General features: G+C 71.2%; 18 protein-coding genes. 13 read left to right on the top strand and 5 right to left on the bottom strand.

Annotated elements, in window-relative coordinates; all coding sequences use genetic code 11:
• The 7 genes from D8M34_RS19055 to D8M34_RS16260 form a co-directional block, all read left to right on the top strand.
• On the top strand, positions 1 to 1635 hold a 1635-nt coding region (locus D8M34_RS19055; protein WP_164498185.1), incomplete at its 5' end, for a hypothetical protein.
• Between the two features lies 1 nt (position 1636).
• The gene (locus D8M34_RS16285; RefSeq protein ID WP_025102730.1) at positions 1637 to 2359 is read left to right on the top strand and encodes a DNA-3-methyladenine glycosylase; all 723 of its coding nucleotides are present in this window, start codon (positions 1637 to 1639) and stop codon (positions 2357 to 2359) included.
• Between the two features lie 191 nt (positions 2360 to 2550).
• Complete coding sequence (gene rpmB, locus D8M34_RS16280; protein ID WP_025102729.1) at positions 2551 to 2787, top strand: 50S ribosomal protein L28; 237 nt, start codon at positions 2551 to 2553, stop codon at positions 2785 to 2787.
• Positions 2787 to 2957 carry a 50S ribosomal protein L33 gene (rpmG, locus tag D8M34_RS16275; RefSeq protein ID WP_017203558.1) on the top strand — a complete coding sequence of 57 codons (171 nt, stop codon included), beginning with the start codon at positions 2787 to 2789 and terminating at the stop codon, positions 2955 to 2957. Before rpmB ends, rpmG begins: the two co-directional genes overlap by 1 nt.
• A 3-nt stretch (positions 2958 to 2960) precedes the next feature.
• Positions 2961 to 3266 (top strand): 30S ribosomal protein S14, encoded by a 306-nt coding sequence (gene rpsN / locus D8M34_RS16270; protein WP_017829734.1) that lies wholly within the window; start codon positions 2961 to 2963, stop codon positions 3264 to 3266.
• A gap of 322 nt (positions 3267 to 3588) precedes the next feature.
• On the top strand, positions 3589 to 3876 hold the full coding sequence (locus D8M34_RS16265; RefSeq protein ID WP_017203554.1) for an HU family DNA-binding protein: 288 nt from the start codon (positions 3589 to 3591) through the stop codon (positions 3874 to 3876).
• Positions 3877 to 3958: 82 nt separating this feature from the next.
• Positions 3959 to 5971, top strand: a complete 2013-nt coding sequence (locus D8M34_RS16260) for a cytochrome c oxidase assembly protein (RefSeq protein WP_126894517.1) — start codon at positions 3959 to 3961, stop codon at positions 5969 to 5971.
• A gap of 10 nt (positions 5972 to 5981) precedes the next feature.
• On the opposite strand, the gene D8M34_RS16255 is transcribed toward D8M34_RS16260, so the two are convergent.
• A complete protein-coding gene (locus tag D8M34_RS16255) occupies positions 5982 to 7052 on the bottom strand; it encodes a hypothetical protein (protein WP_025102727.1) in 1071 nt (356 codons plus the stop codon).
• Positions 7053 to 7169: 117 nt separating this feature from the next.
• On the opposite strand from D8M34_RS16255, the gene D8M34_RS16250 reads away from it, so the two are divergent.
• On the top strand, positions 7170 to 8591 hold the full coding sequence (locus D8M34_RS16250; RefSeq protein ID WP_164498184.1) for an ATP-dependent DNA helicase: 1422 nt from the start codon (positions 7170 to 7172) through the stop codon (positions 8589 to 8591).
• 14 nt (positions 8592 to 8605) lie between these two features.
• Here D8M34_RS16250 and D8M34_RS16245 read toward each other — a convergent pair whose 3' ends face one another.
• Both D8M34_RS16245 and D8M34_RS16240 read right to left on the bottom strand, forming a co-directional pair.
• Positions 8606 to 9253, bottom strand: a complete 648-nt coding sequence (locus D8M34_RS16245; RefSeq protein ID WP_126894515.1) for a biliverdin-producing heme oxygenase — start codon at positions 9251 to 9253, stop codon at positions 8606 to 8608.
• A 56-nt stretch (positions 9254 to 9309) separates the two neighbouring features.
• Entirely contained in the window at positions 9310 to 9624 is a 315-nt protein-coding gene (locus tag D8M34_RS16240) for a DUF2470 domain-containing protein (protein ID WP_126894514.1), read from the bottom strand.
• A gap of 85 nt (positions 9625 to 9709) precedes the next feature.
• Here D8M34_RS16240 and D8M34_RS16235 point away from each other — a divergent pair, with 85 nt between their 5' ends.
• The 3 genes from D8M34_RS16235 to D8M34_RS16225 all read left to right on the top strand — a co-directional run bounded on the left by D8M34_RS16235 (position 9710) and on the right by D8M34_RS16225 (position 13416).
• Positions 9710 to 10990: a serine hydrolase domain-containing protein gene (locus D8M34_RS16235; protein ID WP_025102723.1), complete on the top strand. Its 1281-nt coding sequence runs from the start codon at positions 9710 to 9712 to the stop codon at positions 10988 to 10990.
• Between the two features lie 26 nt (positions 10991 to 11016).
• The gene (gene corA / locus D8M34_RS16230) at positions 11017 to 12033 is read left to right on the top strand and encodes a magnesium/cobalt transporter CorA (protein ID WP_025102722.1); all 1017 of its coding nucleotides are present in this window, start codon (positions 11017 to 11019) and stop codon (positions 12031 to 12033) included.
• A 72-nt stretch (positions 12034 to 12105) separates the two neighbouring features.
• Entirely contained in the window at positions 12106 to 13416 is a 1311-nt protein-coding gene (locus D8M34_RS16225) for a xylulokinase (protein WP_126894513.1), read from the top strand.
• A 6-nt stretch (positions 13417 to 13422) separates the two neighbouring features.
• Here the strand turns inward: D8M34_RS16225 and D8M34_RS16220 are convergent, their stop codons facing one another.
• Entirely contained in the window at positions 13423 to 14031 is a 609-nt protein-coding gene (locus D8M34_RS16220) for a hypothetical protein (RefSeq protein ID WP_126894512.1), read from the bottom strand.
• Entirely contained in the window at positions 14028 to 15008 is a 981-nt protein-coding gene (locus tag D8M34_RS16215) for a sugar-binding transcriptional regulator (RefSeq protein WP_126894511.1), read from the bottom strand. The genes D8M34_RS16220 and D8M34_RS16215 overlap by 4 nt, the downstream gene beginning before the upstream one ends.
• 108 nt (positions 15009 to 15116) lie before the next feature.
• On the opposite strand from D8M34_RS16215, the gene D8M34_RS16210 reads away from it, so the two are divergent.
• Complete coding sequence (locus D8M34_RS16210) at positions 15117 to 15767, top strand: SIS domain-containing protein (RefSeq protein WP_161973079.1); 651 nt, start codon at positions 15117 to 15119, stop codon at positions 15765 to 15767.
• Positions 15764 to 16974: FGGY family carbohydrate kinase (locus tag D8M34_RS16205; RefSeq protein WP_126894509.1), on the top strand; the 1211-nt coding region annotated here is incomplete at its 3' end. The genes D8M34_RS16210 and D8M34_RS16205, both read left to right, overlap by 4 nt.

Genomic DNA, 16974 nt, shown 5'->3' with positions numbered 1-16974 from the left:
GCGGCCGAGCAGGCAGCCGTCGACCGGGAAGCCGCGGAGCGTGCTGCGGCGGAGCGTGCCGCGGAGCGCGAAGCCGCGGAGCAGGCGGCAGAGGAGTCGGCCGCTGGCATCCCCGCGATCCCGCAGGCACCCGAACCGGTGTTCACCCCCGCGGGCCCGACGTCCACCTCCCGAGCAGACGGTGCCCCGGACGACGCGGCGGAGCCGGGCTGGACGCCCACGACCGACCTCCCCGCCGACGATGAGGCGCCGCGGAGCGCCCCGTGGTCCCGCCGCCGGTTCCTCGTCACGATCGGCGCCGTCGTCGGAGTGCTCGTACTCGTCGGCACGGGGCTCGGAATCGTGAGCCTCCTCCAGGGCCCGCGGGTCACCGACGTGCAGGTCGACGCCGCGCAGGCCATCGAATCGTCCGGAAGCCGCGTCATCCTCACCGCGAACCAGCCCCTCTCCGCCATCGACCCCGAGCAGGTCACCGTCGAGCCCTCCGTGCCTTTCACGGTCGATGCCGCCGGCCGCGGGGTGGGCGTGCGTTTCACCGTGCCCCTCGACGACGACACGACCTACACGGTCACCGTCGCCGGGGTGACCGGCGCCGGGGGCGGCCCCGCCGCGGACCTCACGACGTCCTTCGAGACCCCGCCGTCGTCGATCTTCCTGCTGCGCCGCGACCCCGACGGCGACGACATCATCTTCCGCACCGATCTGAGCGGGGAGAACGCGCAGCCGGTGTTCTCCCACCCGCGCATCGACGACTTCCGGGCCACGTCCACGCAGCTTGTGGCCGCCGTCGAGGACGACGACCAGTCGCGGCTGCTCGTGATGGACAGGGACGGCTCCGATCAGCGCGAGCTCCCGCTGCCCGGCGAGGGCTACGTGGGCGCGATCCAGGTGTCCGAGCGCGGCAACCTCGTCGGCTACAGCTACTCCGATCGCGAGCTCAGTGACACCGAGGGGCGGGCGAGCGTGCTCGTCACCCAGTCGCTGAGCGGCGACGACGAGCCCCGCATCATCGAGGTCGGCGACGAGGAGGTGAGCGTCTTCGTGTGGCAGTTCGTGCCCGACAGCGCCGCCGTGCTGTTCATCGACTTCGACGGGGCGCTCTCGCTCGTCGATCAGTCCGCCGACACCGGGGTGCAGTCCCTCGGGCTCGCGACGACCATCCAGGGCATCTCCCGCGGCACGTACACCGCCATCGTCGAGCGGCTGGACGGCTCGGTCGTCGAGCTCGACCTCGCGGACGGCTCCGAGGAGCCGCTCGCCCCCTCCGAGCCGGACTACGGCAGCGCCACCTCCATCACCCCGTTCCCCGGGGGGACCCTGCGACACGTCGTCGCCCGGGACGAGGGTGGTCTCCCGGTGGGCCAGGCCGTGATCCGCGTCGACGACTCCGGTGCGGCCACCCCGCTCGTGGAGGTGAGTGCCGCCGATTCGATCCTCCAGGCCTGCGCGTCGCCGAGCGGCCAGTACGCCGCCGTCGTGATCGCCCCCGACATGGCCGACAACGCCTATGACGGGATGCTGCTGCCCCTCCCCGAGGAGCTCGAGACGCACCTGATCGACATGAAGACCGGGGATGAGCTCGTGGCGCTGACCGGCTTCGACGCGTCCTGGTGCCAGACGGCGCCGCGGTTCTGACGTGACGGAGCCGGAGGCCCTGCGCCGCGCCACCCGTGAGGACGTGATGCGTTCCGCTGTGGACGTCGCGCCGACGCTGCTCGGCGCGGAGCTGCGGACCGTCGTCATCGAGGACGGCCTCCCCGTCGAGGTGCGCGTGCGCATCACCGAGGTCGAGGCGTATCACGGGCAGGGCACGGGCGCGGTCGCCGACCCCGGTTCGCACGCCCGCATGGGGCGCACGGCTCGGAACGCCACGATGTGGGGCGAGCCCGGGCATCTGTACGTGTACCTGAGTCACGGCATCCACTCCTGCGTCAACGTGGCCTGTGGTCCCGAGGGGCAGGGTGACGGCGTCCTGCTGCGTGCCGGGGAGATCGTGTCCGGCGTGCAGGCGGCGGCCCGACGACGACGAGCGGTCCCGCCGCTCGGCCGCACCGCCCTCCGGGACCTCGCGCGCGGACCAGGGCGGCTCGGACAGGCCGCGGGGCTGCGGCACTCCCTGCACGACGGCATCGACGCCATCACCGGCGACGAGCAGAACGGCGCCAGGGCGGAGCTGTGGCTCGGCCCTCCCGTGGTCGACGTGGCTCAGGGTCCGCGGGTGGGCGTGGCGGGTGTCGCCGGGACGGACGCGTTCCCCTGGCGCTTCTGGATCCCCGGCGACCCCACGGTCTCCCCGTTCCGCTGGGGGCGGGGTGCCGCCGACGCTTCGAATCGCGCGAATGGCGGCTTTTCGGCCTGAGATGGGGCCATTCAGGCGATTCGAACGGCCGACCGAGGCCGTGCTAGACTGACTCTTCGTCTGCGCACGCTCCTGTGCGCAGTTCGTGTGCTCCCCCTTCTTCCGCCGAGAGATCGGCATGCGGGGCGGCGTGCAGACAAGGGATCTTGGGTGAGGCCGTCCGGTCTCACGGTAATGAAGGAGTCATCATCATGGCAGCAGTGTGCCAGGTGACCGGAGCTGTTCCCGGCTTCGGTCACAACGTCTCGCACTCGCACCGCCGGACGAAGCGTCGCTTCGACCCGAACGTGCAGAAGAAGACCTATTTCGTGCCCTCGCTCGGTCGTAAGATCACGCTCAACGTGTCCGCCAAGGGCATCAAGGTGATCGACGCGCGCGGCATCGAGAACGTCGTCAAGGACCTCCAGGCGAAGGGTGTGAAGCTCTAATGGCCAAGAAGGCTCAGGACGTCCGTCCGATCATCAAGCTGCGTTCGACGGCGGGTACGGGTTACACGTACGTGACCAAGAAGAACCGCCGCAACACCCCCGACCGCCTCGTGCTCAAGAAGTACGACCCGGTCATCCGTCAGCACGTCGAATTCCGAGAGGAGCGTTGATCCATGGCTAAGAAGAGCAAGATCGCGCGCAACGAGCAGCGCAAGGTCATCGTCGAGCGCTACGCCGAGCGTCGTGCCGAGCTGAAGAAGACCCTGGTCGACCCGAACGCCACCGACGAGGCCCGCGAGGCCGCCCGCGTCGGCCTGCAGAAGCTGCCGCGCAACGCGTCGCCGGCTCGCGTGCGTTCGCGCGACGTCATCGACGGCCGCCCCCGTGGTGTCCTCACGAAGTTCGGCATTTCGCGTGTCCGCTTCCGTGACATGGCGCACCGTGGCGAGCTGCCCGGCGTGACCAAGTCGAGCTGGTAAGTACTAGCGAAGAAGGGCGAGGATCTCGGATCCTCGCCCTTTTTGCATGCCCGGCGACGCAGGCGATCGCGCGGGATCAGGCGCGTACGCAGGGGAGCGCCTGTTGTCGCGCGGGGGCCTGAACCGGCCAGAGGGCGACCGAAAACCTGTGACGCGAGTGGCCAATGTGACGCGACACGCCGGGAAATCGGTCGAAACCCGCGAAATGACGCGGAAATCCGGGTGGCCGTTGGTACATTCGAGGCGGTCACACGACCAACGGGGAGCACCCGCTCCTCGCACCCACACACGATGCGACGGTCCTTCGTCGCTGGAGGATGACATGGCTGACAAGTCCATCACCAAGACCGAGCTCGTCGCGAGCATCGCTTCCGCCACCGGCCAGAGCCAGGCCACCGTCTCCGGTGTCCTCGACTCGCTGTTCGCCACGGTCTCCGACGCTGTCGCCAAGGGCAGCAAGGTCTCCATCCCGGGCTGGATCTCGTTCGAGCAGGTCGACACGGCCGCCCGCACGGGCCGCAACCCGCAGACCGGCGCCGAGATCAAGATCCCGGCCGGCAAGCGCGTCAAGGTGACCGCCGGTTCCAAGCTCAAGGCTGCCGTCAAGTAAGACCGCACCCTTTCGAAGGCCGCCCCCGCTCCGGGGGCGGCCTTCGTGCATCCTCCCTGCTGCGCGCGCCTAGGCTGGAGGGGTGAGTTCCCGCACCGAGACGCCGCGCTCGACGTCGGCGTACCGTCTCGCCGGCATCGTCATCCTCCTCGCCGCCGCCGGCGTCGCACTGGTCTGGGCGCTCCTCGTCGGGGGAGGGGCGAACCCGCCGCTGCTGCAGGACCCCGGACCCGTGGTGCTGTGGGGCACACCGCTCGCGAAGCTCGTCATGAACCTCGCCGGTGCGCTCATGCTCGGATCGCTCGTGCTGGCCCTGTTCGGACTGCGAGCGGGAGAGCGCACGTTCGACACGGCCCTGAACATCGCCTCGGTCGGCGCCGCCGTCTTCACCGTCTCCGCGGGTCTCGCCGGCTTCTTCTCCTTCATGGCGGCCTTCAACCCGCAGCTCAGCATCGAGCGCGAGTTCGGCTCGCAGCTCGGGCGCTTCCTGCTGGAGCTCCCGCTGGGGCAGTCGTGGTTGATCACGACGATCCTCGGTGCGGTCATCACGGTGCTCGCGTTCGCCTGGCGCACCTGGACGCCCACGCTGCTCACCGCCCTGCTGGCCGCGGTGTCGTTCCTGCCGCTCGCCACCCAGGGGCACGCCGGCGACCTCGACGGACACAACATGGCCGTCAACTCCATCCTCCTGCACACGATCGGCGCGGCCGTGTGGCTGGGCGGACTGCTCCTCCTCGTGCTCCTCCGTGGGCAGCAGGGCCTCGATCTGCCCACGCTCGTCGGCCGGTACTCCTCCCTCGCGATCGCGGCCTTCGCGGTCGTCGCCGTCTCCGGCTTCACCCGCTCCATCGTCGCTGTCGGGAGCTGGGAGGCCGTGTGGACCACCCCCTACGGACTCATCGTCGTCGTCAAGGCCGCTCTGCTCGTCGGGATGGGGCTGCTCGGCGCCTGGTACCGCACGCGTCTGATCCCGAAGCTGAGCGGGGACCGCGCGTCCCGGTGGTTCTGGGCGCTCGTCCTCGGTGAGGTGGCGCTGATGGGACTCGCCTCCGGTGCCGCGGCCGCGCTCGCGCGCACGCCCCCGCCCACCGGCGAGGTCGCGGCGTTCGCGCAGACCCCGGCGCAGATCCTCACCGGATCGCTGCTGCCGCCCGAGCTCACCCTGGAGCGCTGGTTCACGGCGTGGGACATCGACGTGCTGTGGCTCGTCGCGGCGGGTTTCGGACTCTTCCTCTATCTCGCGGGCGTGCGCCGGCTCCGGCTCCGCGGCGACCGCTGGCCGATCCACCGCACCGTCTTCTGGGTGCTCGGCCTGCTGCTGCTGGTGTGGGTCACGGGTGGTCCCATCAACGCCTACCAGGAGTACCTCTTCAGCGTGCACATGCTCGGGCACATGATGCTCTCGATGGCGATCCCGCTGCTGCTGGTCTCCGGGGCGCCGATCACCCTCGCCCTGCGCGCCGTCCACAAGCGCGACGACGGCACGCGCGGCGGCAGGGAGTGGATCATGTGGGCCGTGCACTCGCCGTTCGCGCGGGTCGTCACGCACCCCATCGTGGCGGCGGCGATCTTCATCCTGTCGCTCTGGGCGTTCTACTTCACCGACCTCGTGCGCTGGTCGATGTACGAGCACCTCGGGCACGAGTGGATGGTCATCCACTTCCTGATCTCGGGCTACCTGTTCGTGATGAGCCTGATCGGCGCCGACCCCGTGCCGTACCGCCTGCCGTACCCCGGCCGGCTCATCACCCTCATCGCGGTGATGGCGATGCACGCGTTCTTCGGCATGGCGATCATGATGCAGGAAGGGCTGATGGTCGCAGACTGGTTCGGCGCGATGGGCCGCGACTGGGGTGCCGACCCGATGACCGACCAGTACGTGGGCGGCGGCATCGCGTGGTCGATCGGGGAGATCCCCACGCTCATCCTCGCCATCACGGTCGCGATCCAGTGGAGCCGGAGCGACACCAAGCTCCAGCGCCGTCGCGATCGGCACGCCGACCGCACGGGCGACGCCGAGCTGGAGGAGTACAACGCCCGGCTGGCCGACCTCGCGGCCCGCGACCAGCGCGCCGCGGAGCGTCAGCGCCGCTGACGCGACGGCTTCACTGCCCGAGGTCGTCCGGCGATCCGACGCGGATCGAGGCGGAGCCGTCGGGGAGGATCGCGATCGATCCGTTCACGCGGAACGGCACGTCTTCGGAGACCGGCTCGACGGAGCCGTCGAACAGCGACTGGATCTCGACCTCGACGTGCGCCACGGCGGTCGTGGGCGGGATCTGCCAGTGGCCGTCGTCGGAGGGCGCGACCATGATCTCGGGCTGCTGGGCGATCGACCACTTCGGAGGCGACGCGATCCGGTTCTCGACGCGGAGCCCGAACGGGCAGGCCGTGGGCTGGAGCACCTCCTGCGTGGTGCAGCCGGTGAGGAACTCCTCGACGCGCTCCTGGACGACCTCGACGAACTCCTCCGTCGGCTCCGACTGCACGTCCAACGGGGTCACGGCGAGCGGCTTGTCGGCGAGGACGCCGTGGCCGGACGACTCCGAGATCGCGGTGTCCACGGTGACGGAGTAGACACCGGGGGTGAAGACCAGCAGGGGCAGCGGCTCGAGCGGAGCGGCGGCGGCGCCGGCGGCGGAGACCTGGCGACGGTCGACCTCGAAGCCGTTCACGGCGAAGCTGTCGGAGCCGCGCACGGTGAGCTCGACCACCGCCAGGGGGCTCGTCGTGAAGCGCCAGTTCGGGGTGACCCCCGCCCAGCCGTCCTGCGTGACGTGGAAGGTGGTCGTCCCGGAATGGCCGCCCGCCCGGTAGCTGACCGTGACCGCGGTGTCGTCGCCGGAGGTCTCTTCCGACTCGACCTCGATGTCGGTGAGCGGGCCGAGGGCGGAGCGGCGCAGCATCGCCTCGGATGCGGCGGGGTCGATCCCGGCCTCGTCGAGGGTCTCCCGATCGATCGCGACGCCGGGGACCCGGAGGGCGTCGGCCGCGCGCCCCTCGGCGAGCAGATCGAGATAGCGGACCACGAAGGCCGACGGACCGTAGAACTGCCGGTAGAGGGTCGCACCCCCGGCGCCGATCGCGGCCAGCAGGAGGACGCCGATGAGCCCGAGGATCGCCAGATCGGCGCCCAGGCGCGACCGCCGGGGCGCGCGCGTCCCGGCCCGCTCCATGCCGGTCAGTCTAGGAGGGCGTCCTGAGGGGACGCCGAGCGTCGGCGAGCCCCCACCGGACGGGGCACGTACCATGGGGGAGCGTCCCGTGTCCGCCCCGCCAGCCCTGTGAGAACCGTGTCCCTTCCCGCCCTGTCCGAGGAGCAGCAGGAGTTGTTCCGGCTCATCGAGGACACCAGGGAGCACGTCTTCATCACGGGACGCGCGGGCACCGGCAAGTCCACGCTGCTGCAGCATTTCGCCTGGAACACGAAGAAGCAGATCGCGATCTGCGCCCCCACCGGCGTCGCGGCCCTGAACGTCGAGGGGCAGACGATCCACTCTCTCTTCCGGCTGCCGATCGGGCTGATCGGGGACGGGGACATCGACCAGAACGATGCGACCCGACGGATCCTCAACGCGATCGAGACCCTCGTCATCGACGAGATCTCCATGGTCAACGCCGACCTCATGGACGCCATCGACCGCTCCCTCCGGCAGGCCAGGGGCCGACGGGGCGAGCCCTTCGGCGGCGTGCAGATCGTCATGTTCGGCGACCCGTACCAGCTCGCCCCCGTCCCCCCGCGCGGGGACGAGGCCCGGTACGTGAAGGATCACTACCGGTCGTTCTGGTTCTTCGACGCGAAGGTGTGGGCGGGCCCTTCGACAGGCTCAGGGACCCACTCTTCGACAGGCTCGGGGACCCAGGGGGGCCAGGGGGCGCTGTTCGAGGTGGACACCCGGGCGGAGCTGCACGTGCGGGAGCTCGTGCAGATCCACCGCCAGTCGGACGACGGCTTCAAGTCCATGCTCAACGCGGTCCGCTACGGCCGGGTGACGGCGGAGATCGCCGGGATCCTCAACGCCCAGGGCGCGCGCACCCCTCCGGACCCCGAGCCGGGCGAGGTGCCGATGATCACCCTCGCCACCCGCAACGACATCGTGAACAGCATCAACAGCCGGCATCTGGCCGCGCTCCCCGGCAAGGAGCAGACCGCGCGGGCGGAGGTCAGCGGCGACTTCGGACGCGGAGAGGCCTCCCTCCCCGCCGAGTCCGAGCTCAAGCTCAAGGTGGGGGCGCAGGTGATGTTCCTGCGCAACGACACCGCGATGACCGGAGAGCCGCCGCGCTGGGTCAACGGCACCATCGGGACGGTGACCCGCATCCTCGGCGGGACCGTGCGCGTGGAGATCGACGGCGAGGAGGTCGACGTCGAGCCGGCCGTCTGGGAGCGGTTCCGGTACGCCTACGACCCGAACACGAAGAAGCTCTCCCGGGACGTCGTGGCCGAGTTCACCCAGTTCCCGCTGCGCCTGGCCTGGGCCGTGACGATCCACAAGTCGCAGGGCAAGACCTACGACCGGGCCGTGATCGACCTGGGCTCCGGGGCGTTCGCGCCGGGACAGACCTACGTCGCCCTCAGCCGTCTCACGTCGCTGGACGGCCTCTACCTCTCCCGACCCCTGCGGCCGAGCGACATCCGCGTGGACGAGGACGTGCGGCGGTTCATGCGCGATGCGTGGCTCGCCGCCTCGACGCCCGAGCTGCCGCGGACCTGACGGCGACCGCCGGGTCAGGCGGCGGCGCGGGCGCGGTCGAGGTCTTCGAACAGCTCGGTGTTGAAGCGGTACGCGAGGAGCACCTCGTCGATGACGCGCTCGCGCTCGGCCTCGTCCCACGGAGCGGCGTCGAGCTGCTCGCGATACACGTCCTTGAAGGCGGAGGGGTCGGCGATGTCGTCGAAGAGGTAGAAGCCGATGCCGTTCGTCTCGAAGCCGAAGCGCCGCGCCATCACCCGGCCGATGAAGATGCCGCCGGAGAGGTCGCCGAGGTAGCGGGTGTAGTGGTGGGCGACGAAACCGCCCGCCCACGTCGCGCCGACCTGACGGATGCGCTCGACGTAGCGCTGCGTGGTGGGCAGCGGAGCGATCCGCTCGCGCCACTCTGGTCCGAGGAGGAAGGCGAGGTCGGCCTCGAGCGCGGGGAGGCGCGTGAGCTTGTCGCTCAGGAACACCGACACCACCGGGTCCTGGCGCATCCGCTCGCCGACGCCCTCGAGCGCGTCGTAGATGAAGTAGTGCTGCGCGACGAGCGCGATGTAGTCCTCGCGCGACCCCTCGCCCTTGAGGAGATCGGACATGAAGCCCGCCGTCTCGCTGCGGGAATGCGAACCGGAGGAGCGCTCCCGGAGGGCGGCGGAGAAGGAGAGGATCTCGGGCATGGCTTCAGTGTAAGGGCAGCCTAACCTTGGAGGGAAGCCCGGGGCGCCGCCGGCGGTCAGTCGTGAGGTCGGGGCTCCACGCCGAGGCGGGCGCAGGCGTCGTCGTACAGCGCCACGATCTCCCGGCGGACCTCCCGGCGCTCGGTGATCTGACCGCCCGGCCACGGCACCCGGAGCTCCGACGTCGCGCCGCCACGCGAGACCTCCCACCGTCCGGCCTCCCCGTCGAAGCCCGTCATCACGGCGCCGTCGACGTCGTCCACGGGCGGTGCGGAGAAGGCGCGGGCGATGAGCAGGTTGTCGTCGGTGTGGTCGTCGTTCATGTGGCGGAGGACGGCGGCGATCACGTCGGCAGCGAAGTCATGGGGCACAGGGACACCCTACGACGGCTCGCGGGGCCGACTTTCAGCATCCGCGCTCTAGACTCAGGAGACACGTCTTCGGGGGTTCCCACACATGCAGCTTCTCTCGTCGCGCCGGTGGCGCGCCGCAGCGGCCACGGCGGCCGTCCTCGGTCTCGTCCTCACCGGATGCTCCTCTGAGGAGACCTTCAGCTATACGCCGCCCGAGCAGGTCGACGCGACCCTGCCCGACGAGACCGTCGCCGCACTCCAGGGCGCCGTCGACAACGCGATCGCGGCCTCCGGTGCAAGCGGCGCGATCGTCGGCGTCTGGGTGCCGTGGAGCGGGACCTGGGTCGCCGCCACGGGCACGCAGAGCAAGGCGGACGGCGGCGAGCTCTCCACCGACATGTCGTTCCGCATCGCCGACGTGACCCGCCTGATGACCTGCGACGTGCTCTACGCGCTCGCCGACGAGGGCACGGTCGAGCTGGACGCGAAGGTGCCGGAGTACGTCTCCGGCGTCGCCGACATGGACGACATCACCCTGCTCGACCTCTGCAACGGGACCAGTGGGGCCGGCTCCTCGGAGAAGACGGTCAAGGCGGCGTGGAAGAACACCCCCGACCGTGTGTGGGCGCCGCTCGAGCTCGCCGGGTACGGCCTCGGTCGCACCCGCGTGGCTCCGCACACGACGTTCCGCGACTCCGACGCCGGGTACCTCCTGCTCGGGCTCGCCCTCGAGCGCGCGTCCGGGATGAGCGCGCGTGAGCTCATCGCGGAGTACGTCACCGAGCCGCTCGAGCTGGCCGAGACGTCGCTTCCGCCCGCGGCCGCCGCGCCGCCCTCGGACGGCCCCGTGCTCGAGGGGCACTACATGAACAAGGGCGAGGGCGGTTACGACTGCGCCGCCCCCGTCGACATCACCACGCTGTCGTCGAGCACCGGCTTCACCGACTCCGGGGCCGTGTCGACCATCACCGATCTCGGTCGCTACATCCAGGCCGAGGCCACGCAGGCCCTGCGCACGAAGGACGATCCCGACCGGTTCGCCACTCCGCTGCCCGTGGCCGAGGACGCGCCGACCTGGTACCAGGCGACCGGGGGAGCGTACATCGCCGGGTCGATGATCGGTCAGCACGGGTGGACGCCCGGGTACGCGACCGCGGCCTACTCCGATCCGACCACGGGGTTCACCGTCGCGGTCGTGCTGAACGACTCCACCGCCGGAGCGGTGTTCGCTCAGCAGCTCTCGTGGGAGCTCGCGGCGATCGCCTCCAAGGCGCCGGCCGCGTCCGGGGAGACGGCACCCGAGTTCGGTCTCCCCTTCACCGCGGAGCAGTACCACGCGGCGACGGCGGAGGCGGCTCTTCCCTGCATTCCGCCGGCGGAGTGATCCCGGCCCGAGCGAGCGAGGTCCGGATGGCGATCGTCGACAACGCGATCTACGTGGACGGAGTGCGCGCCGAGAACCCGCGCAGCTTGAACGAGACGTTCGAGCGGATCCGGGAACGGCGGGGCATGGGGTGGATCGGCCTCTACCGCCCGAGCGCGGAGGAGGTCCGGGCCGTCGCCGACGAGTTCGGCATCCACGAGCTCGTCGTCGAGGACGCCCTGTCCGGCCATCAGCGCGCCAAGCTGGAGCGGTACGGCGACGTGCTGTTCATGGTGCTGCGGCCCGCCCGCTACCTCGACGAGCGCGAGGAGGTCGAGTTCGGCGAGGTGCACGTGCTGGTCGGGCCGGACTTCGTCGTGACGATCCGTCATGCGGAGTCGCCCGACCTCGGCCGCGTGCGGCGGCGGCTCGAGGCCGACCCGGCGCTGCTCGCCCACGGTCCCGAGGCGGTGCTCTACGCGATCCTCGACGAGGTGGTCGACGAGTACTCCCCGGTCCTGGCCGGTCTCGAGAACGACATCGACGAGATCGAGGGTCAGCTCTTCGAGGAGGACGCCGACGCGACCCAGCGGATCTACGACCTCGGCCGCGAGGTGATCGACTTCCAGCGGGCGACCCAGCCGCTGGCCGGCATGCTGGAGGCGCTGCTGCGCGGCTCCGAGAAGTACCGCGTGAGCGAGGAGCTCCAACGGTACCTGCGCGACGTGCTCGACCACACCCTGCGCGTGAGCGACAAGGCGGCCACCTTCCGCTCCGTGCTCGACAACGCCCTCACGGTCGAGTCGACCATCGTCGCGCGGCGCCAGAACGACGAGATGCGCCGGATGACGGAGCTGAGCATCCGCCAGAACGACGAGGTGAAGAAGATCTCCGGCTGGGCCGCGATCCTCTTCGCCCCGACGCTCGTCGGCACGGTCTACGGCATGAACTTCGACCACATGCCCGAGCTGCACTGGGTGTTCGGGTACCCCATGGCGGTGCTGCTCATGGTCGCGATGGGGGTCGGGCTCTACGCGGCCTTCAAGCGCAAGGGCTGGCTGTAAGCCGGTCCGCAGCGGGATCCGGGTCGCGGCCGTCGCGACGGGCGGTGAGGTCGGGCATGGGATGATCGCACCATGGAACTCGTGGCGGGAATCGACTCCTCGACGCAGTCCTGCAAGGTCGTCATCGTCGATGCGGTCTCCGGCCGGGTGATCCGGGAGGGTCGCGCTCCCCACCCGCCGGGGACCGAGGTCGATCCCGAGGAGTGGTGGCGTGCTCTGCAGGCGGCGATCGCAGTCGCAGGCGGCTTCGACGACGTGGAGGCCTGGGCGATCAGTGGTCAGCAGCACGGAATGGTCGCGCTGGACGCACAGGGCCGGGTCATCCGGCCTGCTCTGCTGTGGAATGACCTGCGCTCGGCCGACGCCGCCGCCGCGCTCATCGCCGAGCACGGTGCGGCGGTTCTCGCCGCGCGTACGGGACTCGTGCCGGTGCCCTCCTTCACGCTCACCAAGGTGCGGTGGCTTCGGGAGCACGAGCCCGCGAACGCGCGCCGGGTGGCCTCGGTGGCGCTCCCGCACGACTGGCTCACGTGGCGCCTGCGCGGCTTCGGACCGGAGAGCGAGCGCGGCGCCGTGCTGGAAGAGGTCGTCACCGATCGCTCGGAGGCGTCCGGCACCGGGTACTGGACCGATGCCGGGTACGACCGCGAACTGTTCTGCGCGGCGCTCGGACAGGATGCGATCCTGCCGCGGGTGCTCGCCCACGACGCAGCCGTCGACGACGCCCGGGGGCGCCCGGTCGGTCCCGGGTCCGGGGACAACGCCGGCGCGGCGCTCGGTCTGGGCGCGGGCGTCGGCGACGTGGTGCTCTCGCTCGGCACGAGCGGCACCGTCTTCGCCACGAGTGCGCACCGCACGGTCGATCCCACCGGAACCGTGGCGGGCTTCGCGGATGCGGCCGGCGGCCATCTGCCCCTCGTCGCCACGGTGAACGCCGCCCGGGTGCTCGACGTGGTCGCGGCCCTTCTCGGCGTCGACCACGATGGGCTCGGCCGACTCGCCCTCGCCGCGGAGCCCGGCGCGGGCGGACTGATGCTCGAACCGTACTTCGAGGGAGAGCGCACGCCGAACCTCCCGGATGCGACCGGGACGCTCTTCGGCATGACACTCGGGTCGACGACGCGGGAGAACCTCGCCCGCGCGGCGTTCGAAGGGGTGCTCGGCGGTCTGCGCTATGGCCTCGACGCCATCCGGGACCTCCGGGTGCCGGCGGAGCGCGGGATCCTCATCGGCGGCGGTGCGCGGTCGGCGGCGGTGCGGGCGATCGCGCCGCTGATCCTCGACATCCCGATCGACGCGCCGCCGCCCGGCGAGTACGTGGCGTGGGGCATGGCCCGTCAGGCGGCGCGGACGCTGGGGCGGGATCTGCCTCCGGCCGCCTGACCGCGATCAGGCGAGGACGTCGGCCCAGGCCGCGGTCCGGTCGCCGACGAGATCGGTGCCGACGACGACCCAGTCCGCCCCCGCCGCGGCGAGGGCTGCGGCGTCGGCCCGGCGCACGCCGCCGTCGACGCCGATGCGACGCGACGGCGAGGATTCCCGCAGGGCAGTGACCTTGGCGAGGACGGCGCGGTCGAAGGCACTGCCGGCCTGACCCGGCACGATCGACATGCAGAGCACCGCCATGTCCGCCGGCACGCTCGTCGCCGGCGTCTGCGGTGACACCGCCAGGCCGGGCGTGCCGCCGCGACGCGCGATGCGATCGACGGCGGCCTCCCAGTCGTCGCTCTCGACGTGCACGATCACGAGGTCGCAGAAATCGGTCCACGGGTCGACCTCCACCGCCGAACGCCGCGCCATGACGTGTGCCTCCGCCGTCAGACCGGTCTCAGCGGCGAGGGTCGCCGCCTCCTCGGGGCGAAAGCCGCCTGCCGCGGCGAACCGTCCGTCGGTCGTGTCCCAGTGCAGGCGGCGCAGTCCGGCCGCCCGCAGCCGCTCGGCGGTCGCCCGTCGTTCGGTCGCGGGCACCGACCACAGCGACCCGGCGACCTGGATCACGCGTCCTCCGCGAGCACGGCCTGGGCGAGCGCGTGATCGGTGAACAGCTCGGTGATGAGGCCCACCCGGGAGACCGTGCGGATCGCGTCGGCTTTGGCGGCGCCGCCCGCCACCGCGACGACGCGGGGCACCTTCTGCAGCTCCGCGTAGGAGATGTTCACGCAGCGGTCTTGGAACTCATCGTCGACCGGGGTGCCGTCGCTGCCGATGAGGATCCCTGCGATGTCGGCCATGCATCCCTTCTTCAGGGCATTCGCCAGATCGTCGATGGGGAGCACGTCCCGCACCTGCGACACGGGCGGGTCCCAGGCGCCGACCGAGAGCAGGGCTGTCGTGACGGAGGGGAACAGGTCCATCGCGGAGCGGATGTCGGGGTGATTGCGCAGGCTCGCCGCGGTCTCGCGATCCCCGACGATGAGCGGGGAGAAGATGGGGTAGACCGCGCCGCCCGCGCGCCGCGAGGTCTGCCGGACGACCTCGATGGGGGAGGAGGCGAGATCGCCGGCGACCACACCGGTGAGCTGCACGATCGACAGGCGCGGCAGATGGGCGAACTGGCTCGCGGTGGCCGTGAGCGTGCGCCCCCAGGTGACGCCCAGCACCTCGTCCTCATGGAGGGTGTCGCTGAGGGCGCGGGCCGCGGCAGCGCCGATCTGGCGGCGGACGTCGTCGTCGTCGCCATGGGAACGGACGACGAGGCAGTTCTCGAGGCCGAGCTTGTCCTGCAGGCGCTGACTGAGCTCGACGTCCGGCAGACCCCAGTCGTGGATCTCGATCGTGACCACGCCCTCCTCCTTGGCGCGAGCGAGCAGCCGGGCCACCTTGAACCGGGAGATACCGAGGGCATCGGAGATCTCGACCCGGGATCGGTCCTCGAGATAATGCGCCCTGGCCACCGCGGCCATCAGTGCGCGCTCGTGTTCCAGGCCCTTCGGCACCTCGCTCGTTTGAGCGCTGGAATCACGAAATTGTGACATATGTGATTCTGCCTTCCTCCGGCTCCGGCCGCTTTCCTATGCTCAAACGTACATCCAAGCATCACAGATGAGCGAAGTGAATCTTCAGGCGCGATCGAAGGAGACGTGTTGACGGTCAATGACGACATCCTGGCGGTGGCGCGCGAGCGCTTGCGGGCCGAGGCCGATGCCGTGACGGCGCTCATCGACACGATCGACGACACGCTCGTGACCGCCGCGTCGCTGATCCTCGCCGGTACGGGCAAGCTCTTCGTCGGCGGCTCGGGGACGTCCGGCACCGTGGCCCGTCGCATGGCGCACATCCTGTCCGTCACCGGCACTCCCGCACTGCCGTTCTCCCCGATGGACGGCCTTCACGGCGCGTCCGGAGCGATCACGGCCGACGACGTCGTCCTGCTCATCTCGAACGGCGGGGCCTCCGACGAGGTCGTGCAGCTCGCCCGCATCACCCGCGGTCGCGGTGCCCGTGTCATCGCGCTCACCCGGAGCCACACGACCCCTCTGGCACAGCTCGCCGACCACAGCGTGGCCGTCGCGGTGTCGCCCTCCGCCGACATCGGCGGCATCGTGGCCACCGGCATCACCATCGCCCAGTCCGCCTGGGGCGACGCGCTCGCCGAGGTGCTCATGCGCGGCCGCGGGTACACGTGGGCGGAGTTCATGACCACGCACCCCGCCGGTGCGGTCGGTCGCCTCGAGGACCTGCCGTCGGACCCGGCGCGCATCGTCATCCCCGCTCCCGGCGGAGGTGCGCGATGATCGACGTCGTCGCCGGAGTCGACAGCTCGACGCAGTCCTGCACCGTCGAGCTCAGGGACGCCACGACCGGGGCCCTCATCGGCACCGGCCGGGCGCCGCACCCGATCACCCACCCGCCCGTGAGCACGCAGGACCCCCAGGCATGGTGGGAGGCGCTCGTCCTCGCCATGGCCGCGGCGCGGGCCGACCACGACGTCCGCATCGTCGGCGTCGGCGTCGGAGCGCAGTGCCACGGGCTCGTCGTCTCCGGCGCCGACGGAGGCGTGCTGCGCCCTGCGCGCCTGTGGAACGACACGACCTCCGCCGGTCAGGCGGCCGCGCTGGTCCAGGCCCGCCCCGCGGCGTGGTGGGCCGAGCAGATCGGCGTCGTGCCGTCGGCGGCGCTCACCCTGCCCAAGCTCGTCCAGCTTGCGGAGACGGATGCCGAGACGTGGGACCGCACCCGTCACCTCGCCGTGCCGCACGACTGGCTGACCTTCCGCCTCACCGGCCGCCACGTCACGGACCGCTCCGACGCCTCGGGCACCGGCTACTACGCGGCCGCCGCAGGGCGGTGGCGCACCGACATCCTGGACGAGTTCGTAGGACCCCGCGACTGGGCGGCCCTGCTGCCCGAGGTCCTCGGACCCGACGAGGCCGCCGGCCGCATCCTCCCCGAGGCCGCCGCGGCGCTGGGAATCGATCCTGCGGCCGTCGTCAGCGCGGGCGGAGGCGACCAGCACCTCGCGGCGCAGGGCATCGGTCTCGGCTCCGGCGACATCGCCTACAGCCTCGGCACCTCCGGCGTGGTGTTCGCCACCACGCCCGACCCGGTCGTCGACCCCCGCGGAGCCGTCGACGGCGTCGCCAACGTCACCGGCGGGTACCTGCCGCTCGTCTGCACGCTCAACGCCACCAAGGTCACCGACACGATGGCGCGGCTGCTCGCCGTCGACCATGCCACGCTGACGGCCCTCGCCCTCGACGCGCCGCTCGCCCCCGACCGTCCCGTGCTCGCCGCCTACCTCGACGGGGAGCGCTCGCCGCGGCTCCCCGCCGCGCGGGGCATGCTCGCCGGACTCACCACCGCGACGAGCCGCGAGCAGCTCGCCCTCGCTGCCTTCGAGGGCGTCGTGCTCGGCCTGGTCCGCGGGGAGCGGGCCCTCGCCGACCTCGGCGTCCCGGTGACGGGGAACGCCATCGCCATCGGTGGCGGCGCGCGGTCGCT

Origin of the sequence: Microbacterium sp. HSID17254, from assembly GCF_003989315.1 — a bacterium.
Lineage (GTDB): Bacteria > Actinomycetota > Actinomycetes > Actinomycetales > Microbacteriaceae > Microbacterium.
Note: the sequence above shows the minus strand (reverse complement) of the source record. Positions and strands in the feature narration are given on the sequence as shown.

What these genes read in the sequence shown, in the direction of transcription:
- rpsN (WP_017829734.1), top strand. Translation starts at nt 2,961, where the DNA reads ATGGCTAAGAAGAGCAAGATCGCGCGCAACGAGCAGCGCAAGGTCATC.
- D8M34_RS16245 (WP_126894515.1), bottom strand. Translation starts at nt 9,253, where the DNA reads ATGCCCGAGATCCTCTCCTTCTCCGCCGCCCTCCGGGAGCGCTCCTCC.
- D8M34_RS16255 (WP_025102727.1), bottom strand. Translation starts at nt 7,052, where the DNA reads ATGGAGCGGGCCGGGACGCGCGCGCCCCGGCGGTCGCGCCTGGGCGCC.
- D8M34_RS16225 (WP_126894513.1), top strand. Translation starts at nt 12,106, where the DNA reads ATGGAACTCGTGGCGGGAATCGACTCCTCGACGCAGTCCTGCAAGGTC.
- D8M34_RS16215 (WP_126894511.1), bottom strand. Translation starts at nt 15,008, where the DNA reads ATGTCACAATTTCGTGATTCCAGCGCTCAAACGAGCGAGGTGCCGAAG.
- rpmG (WP_017203558.1), top strand. Translation starts at nt 2,787, where the DNA reads ATGGCCAAGAAGGCTCAGGACGTCCGTCCGATCATCAAGCTGCGTTCG.
- D8M34_RS16235 (WP_025102723.1), top strand. Translation starts at nt 9,710, where the DNA reads ATGCAGCTTCTCTCGTCGCGCCGGTGGCGCGCCGCAGCGGCCACGGCG.
- D8M34_RS16265 (WP_017203554.1), top strand. Translation starts at nt 3,589, where the DNA reads ATGGCTGACAAGTCCATCACCAAGACCGAGCTCGTCGCGAGCATCGCT.
- rpmB (WP_025102729.1), top strand. Translation starts at nt 2,551, where the DNA reads ATGGCAGCAGTGTGCCAGGTGACCGGAGCTGTTCCCGGCTTCGGTCAC.
- corA (WP_025102722.1), top strand. Translation starts at nt 11,017, where the DNA reads ATGGCGATCGTCGACAACGCGATCTACGTGGACGGAGTGCGCGCCGAG.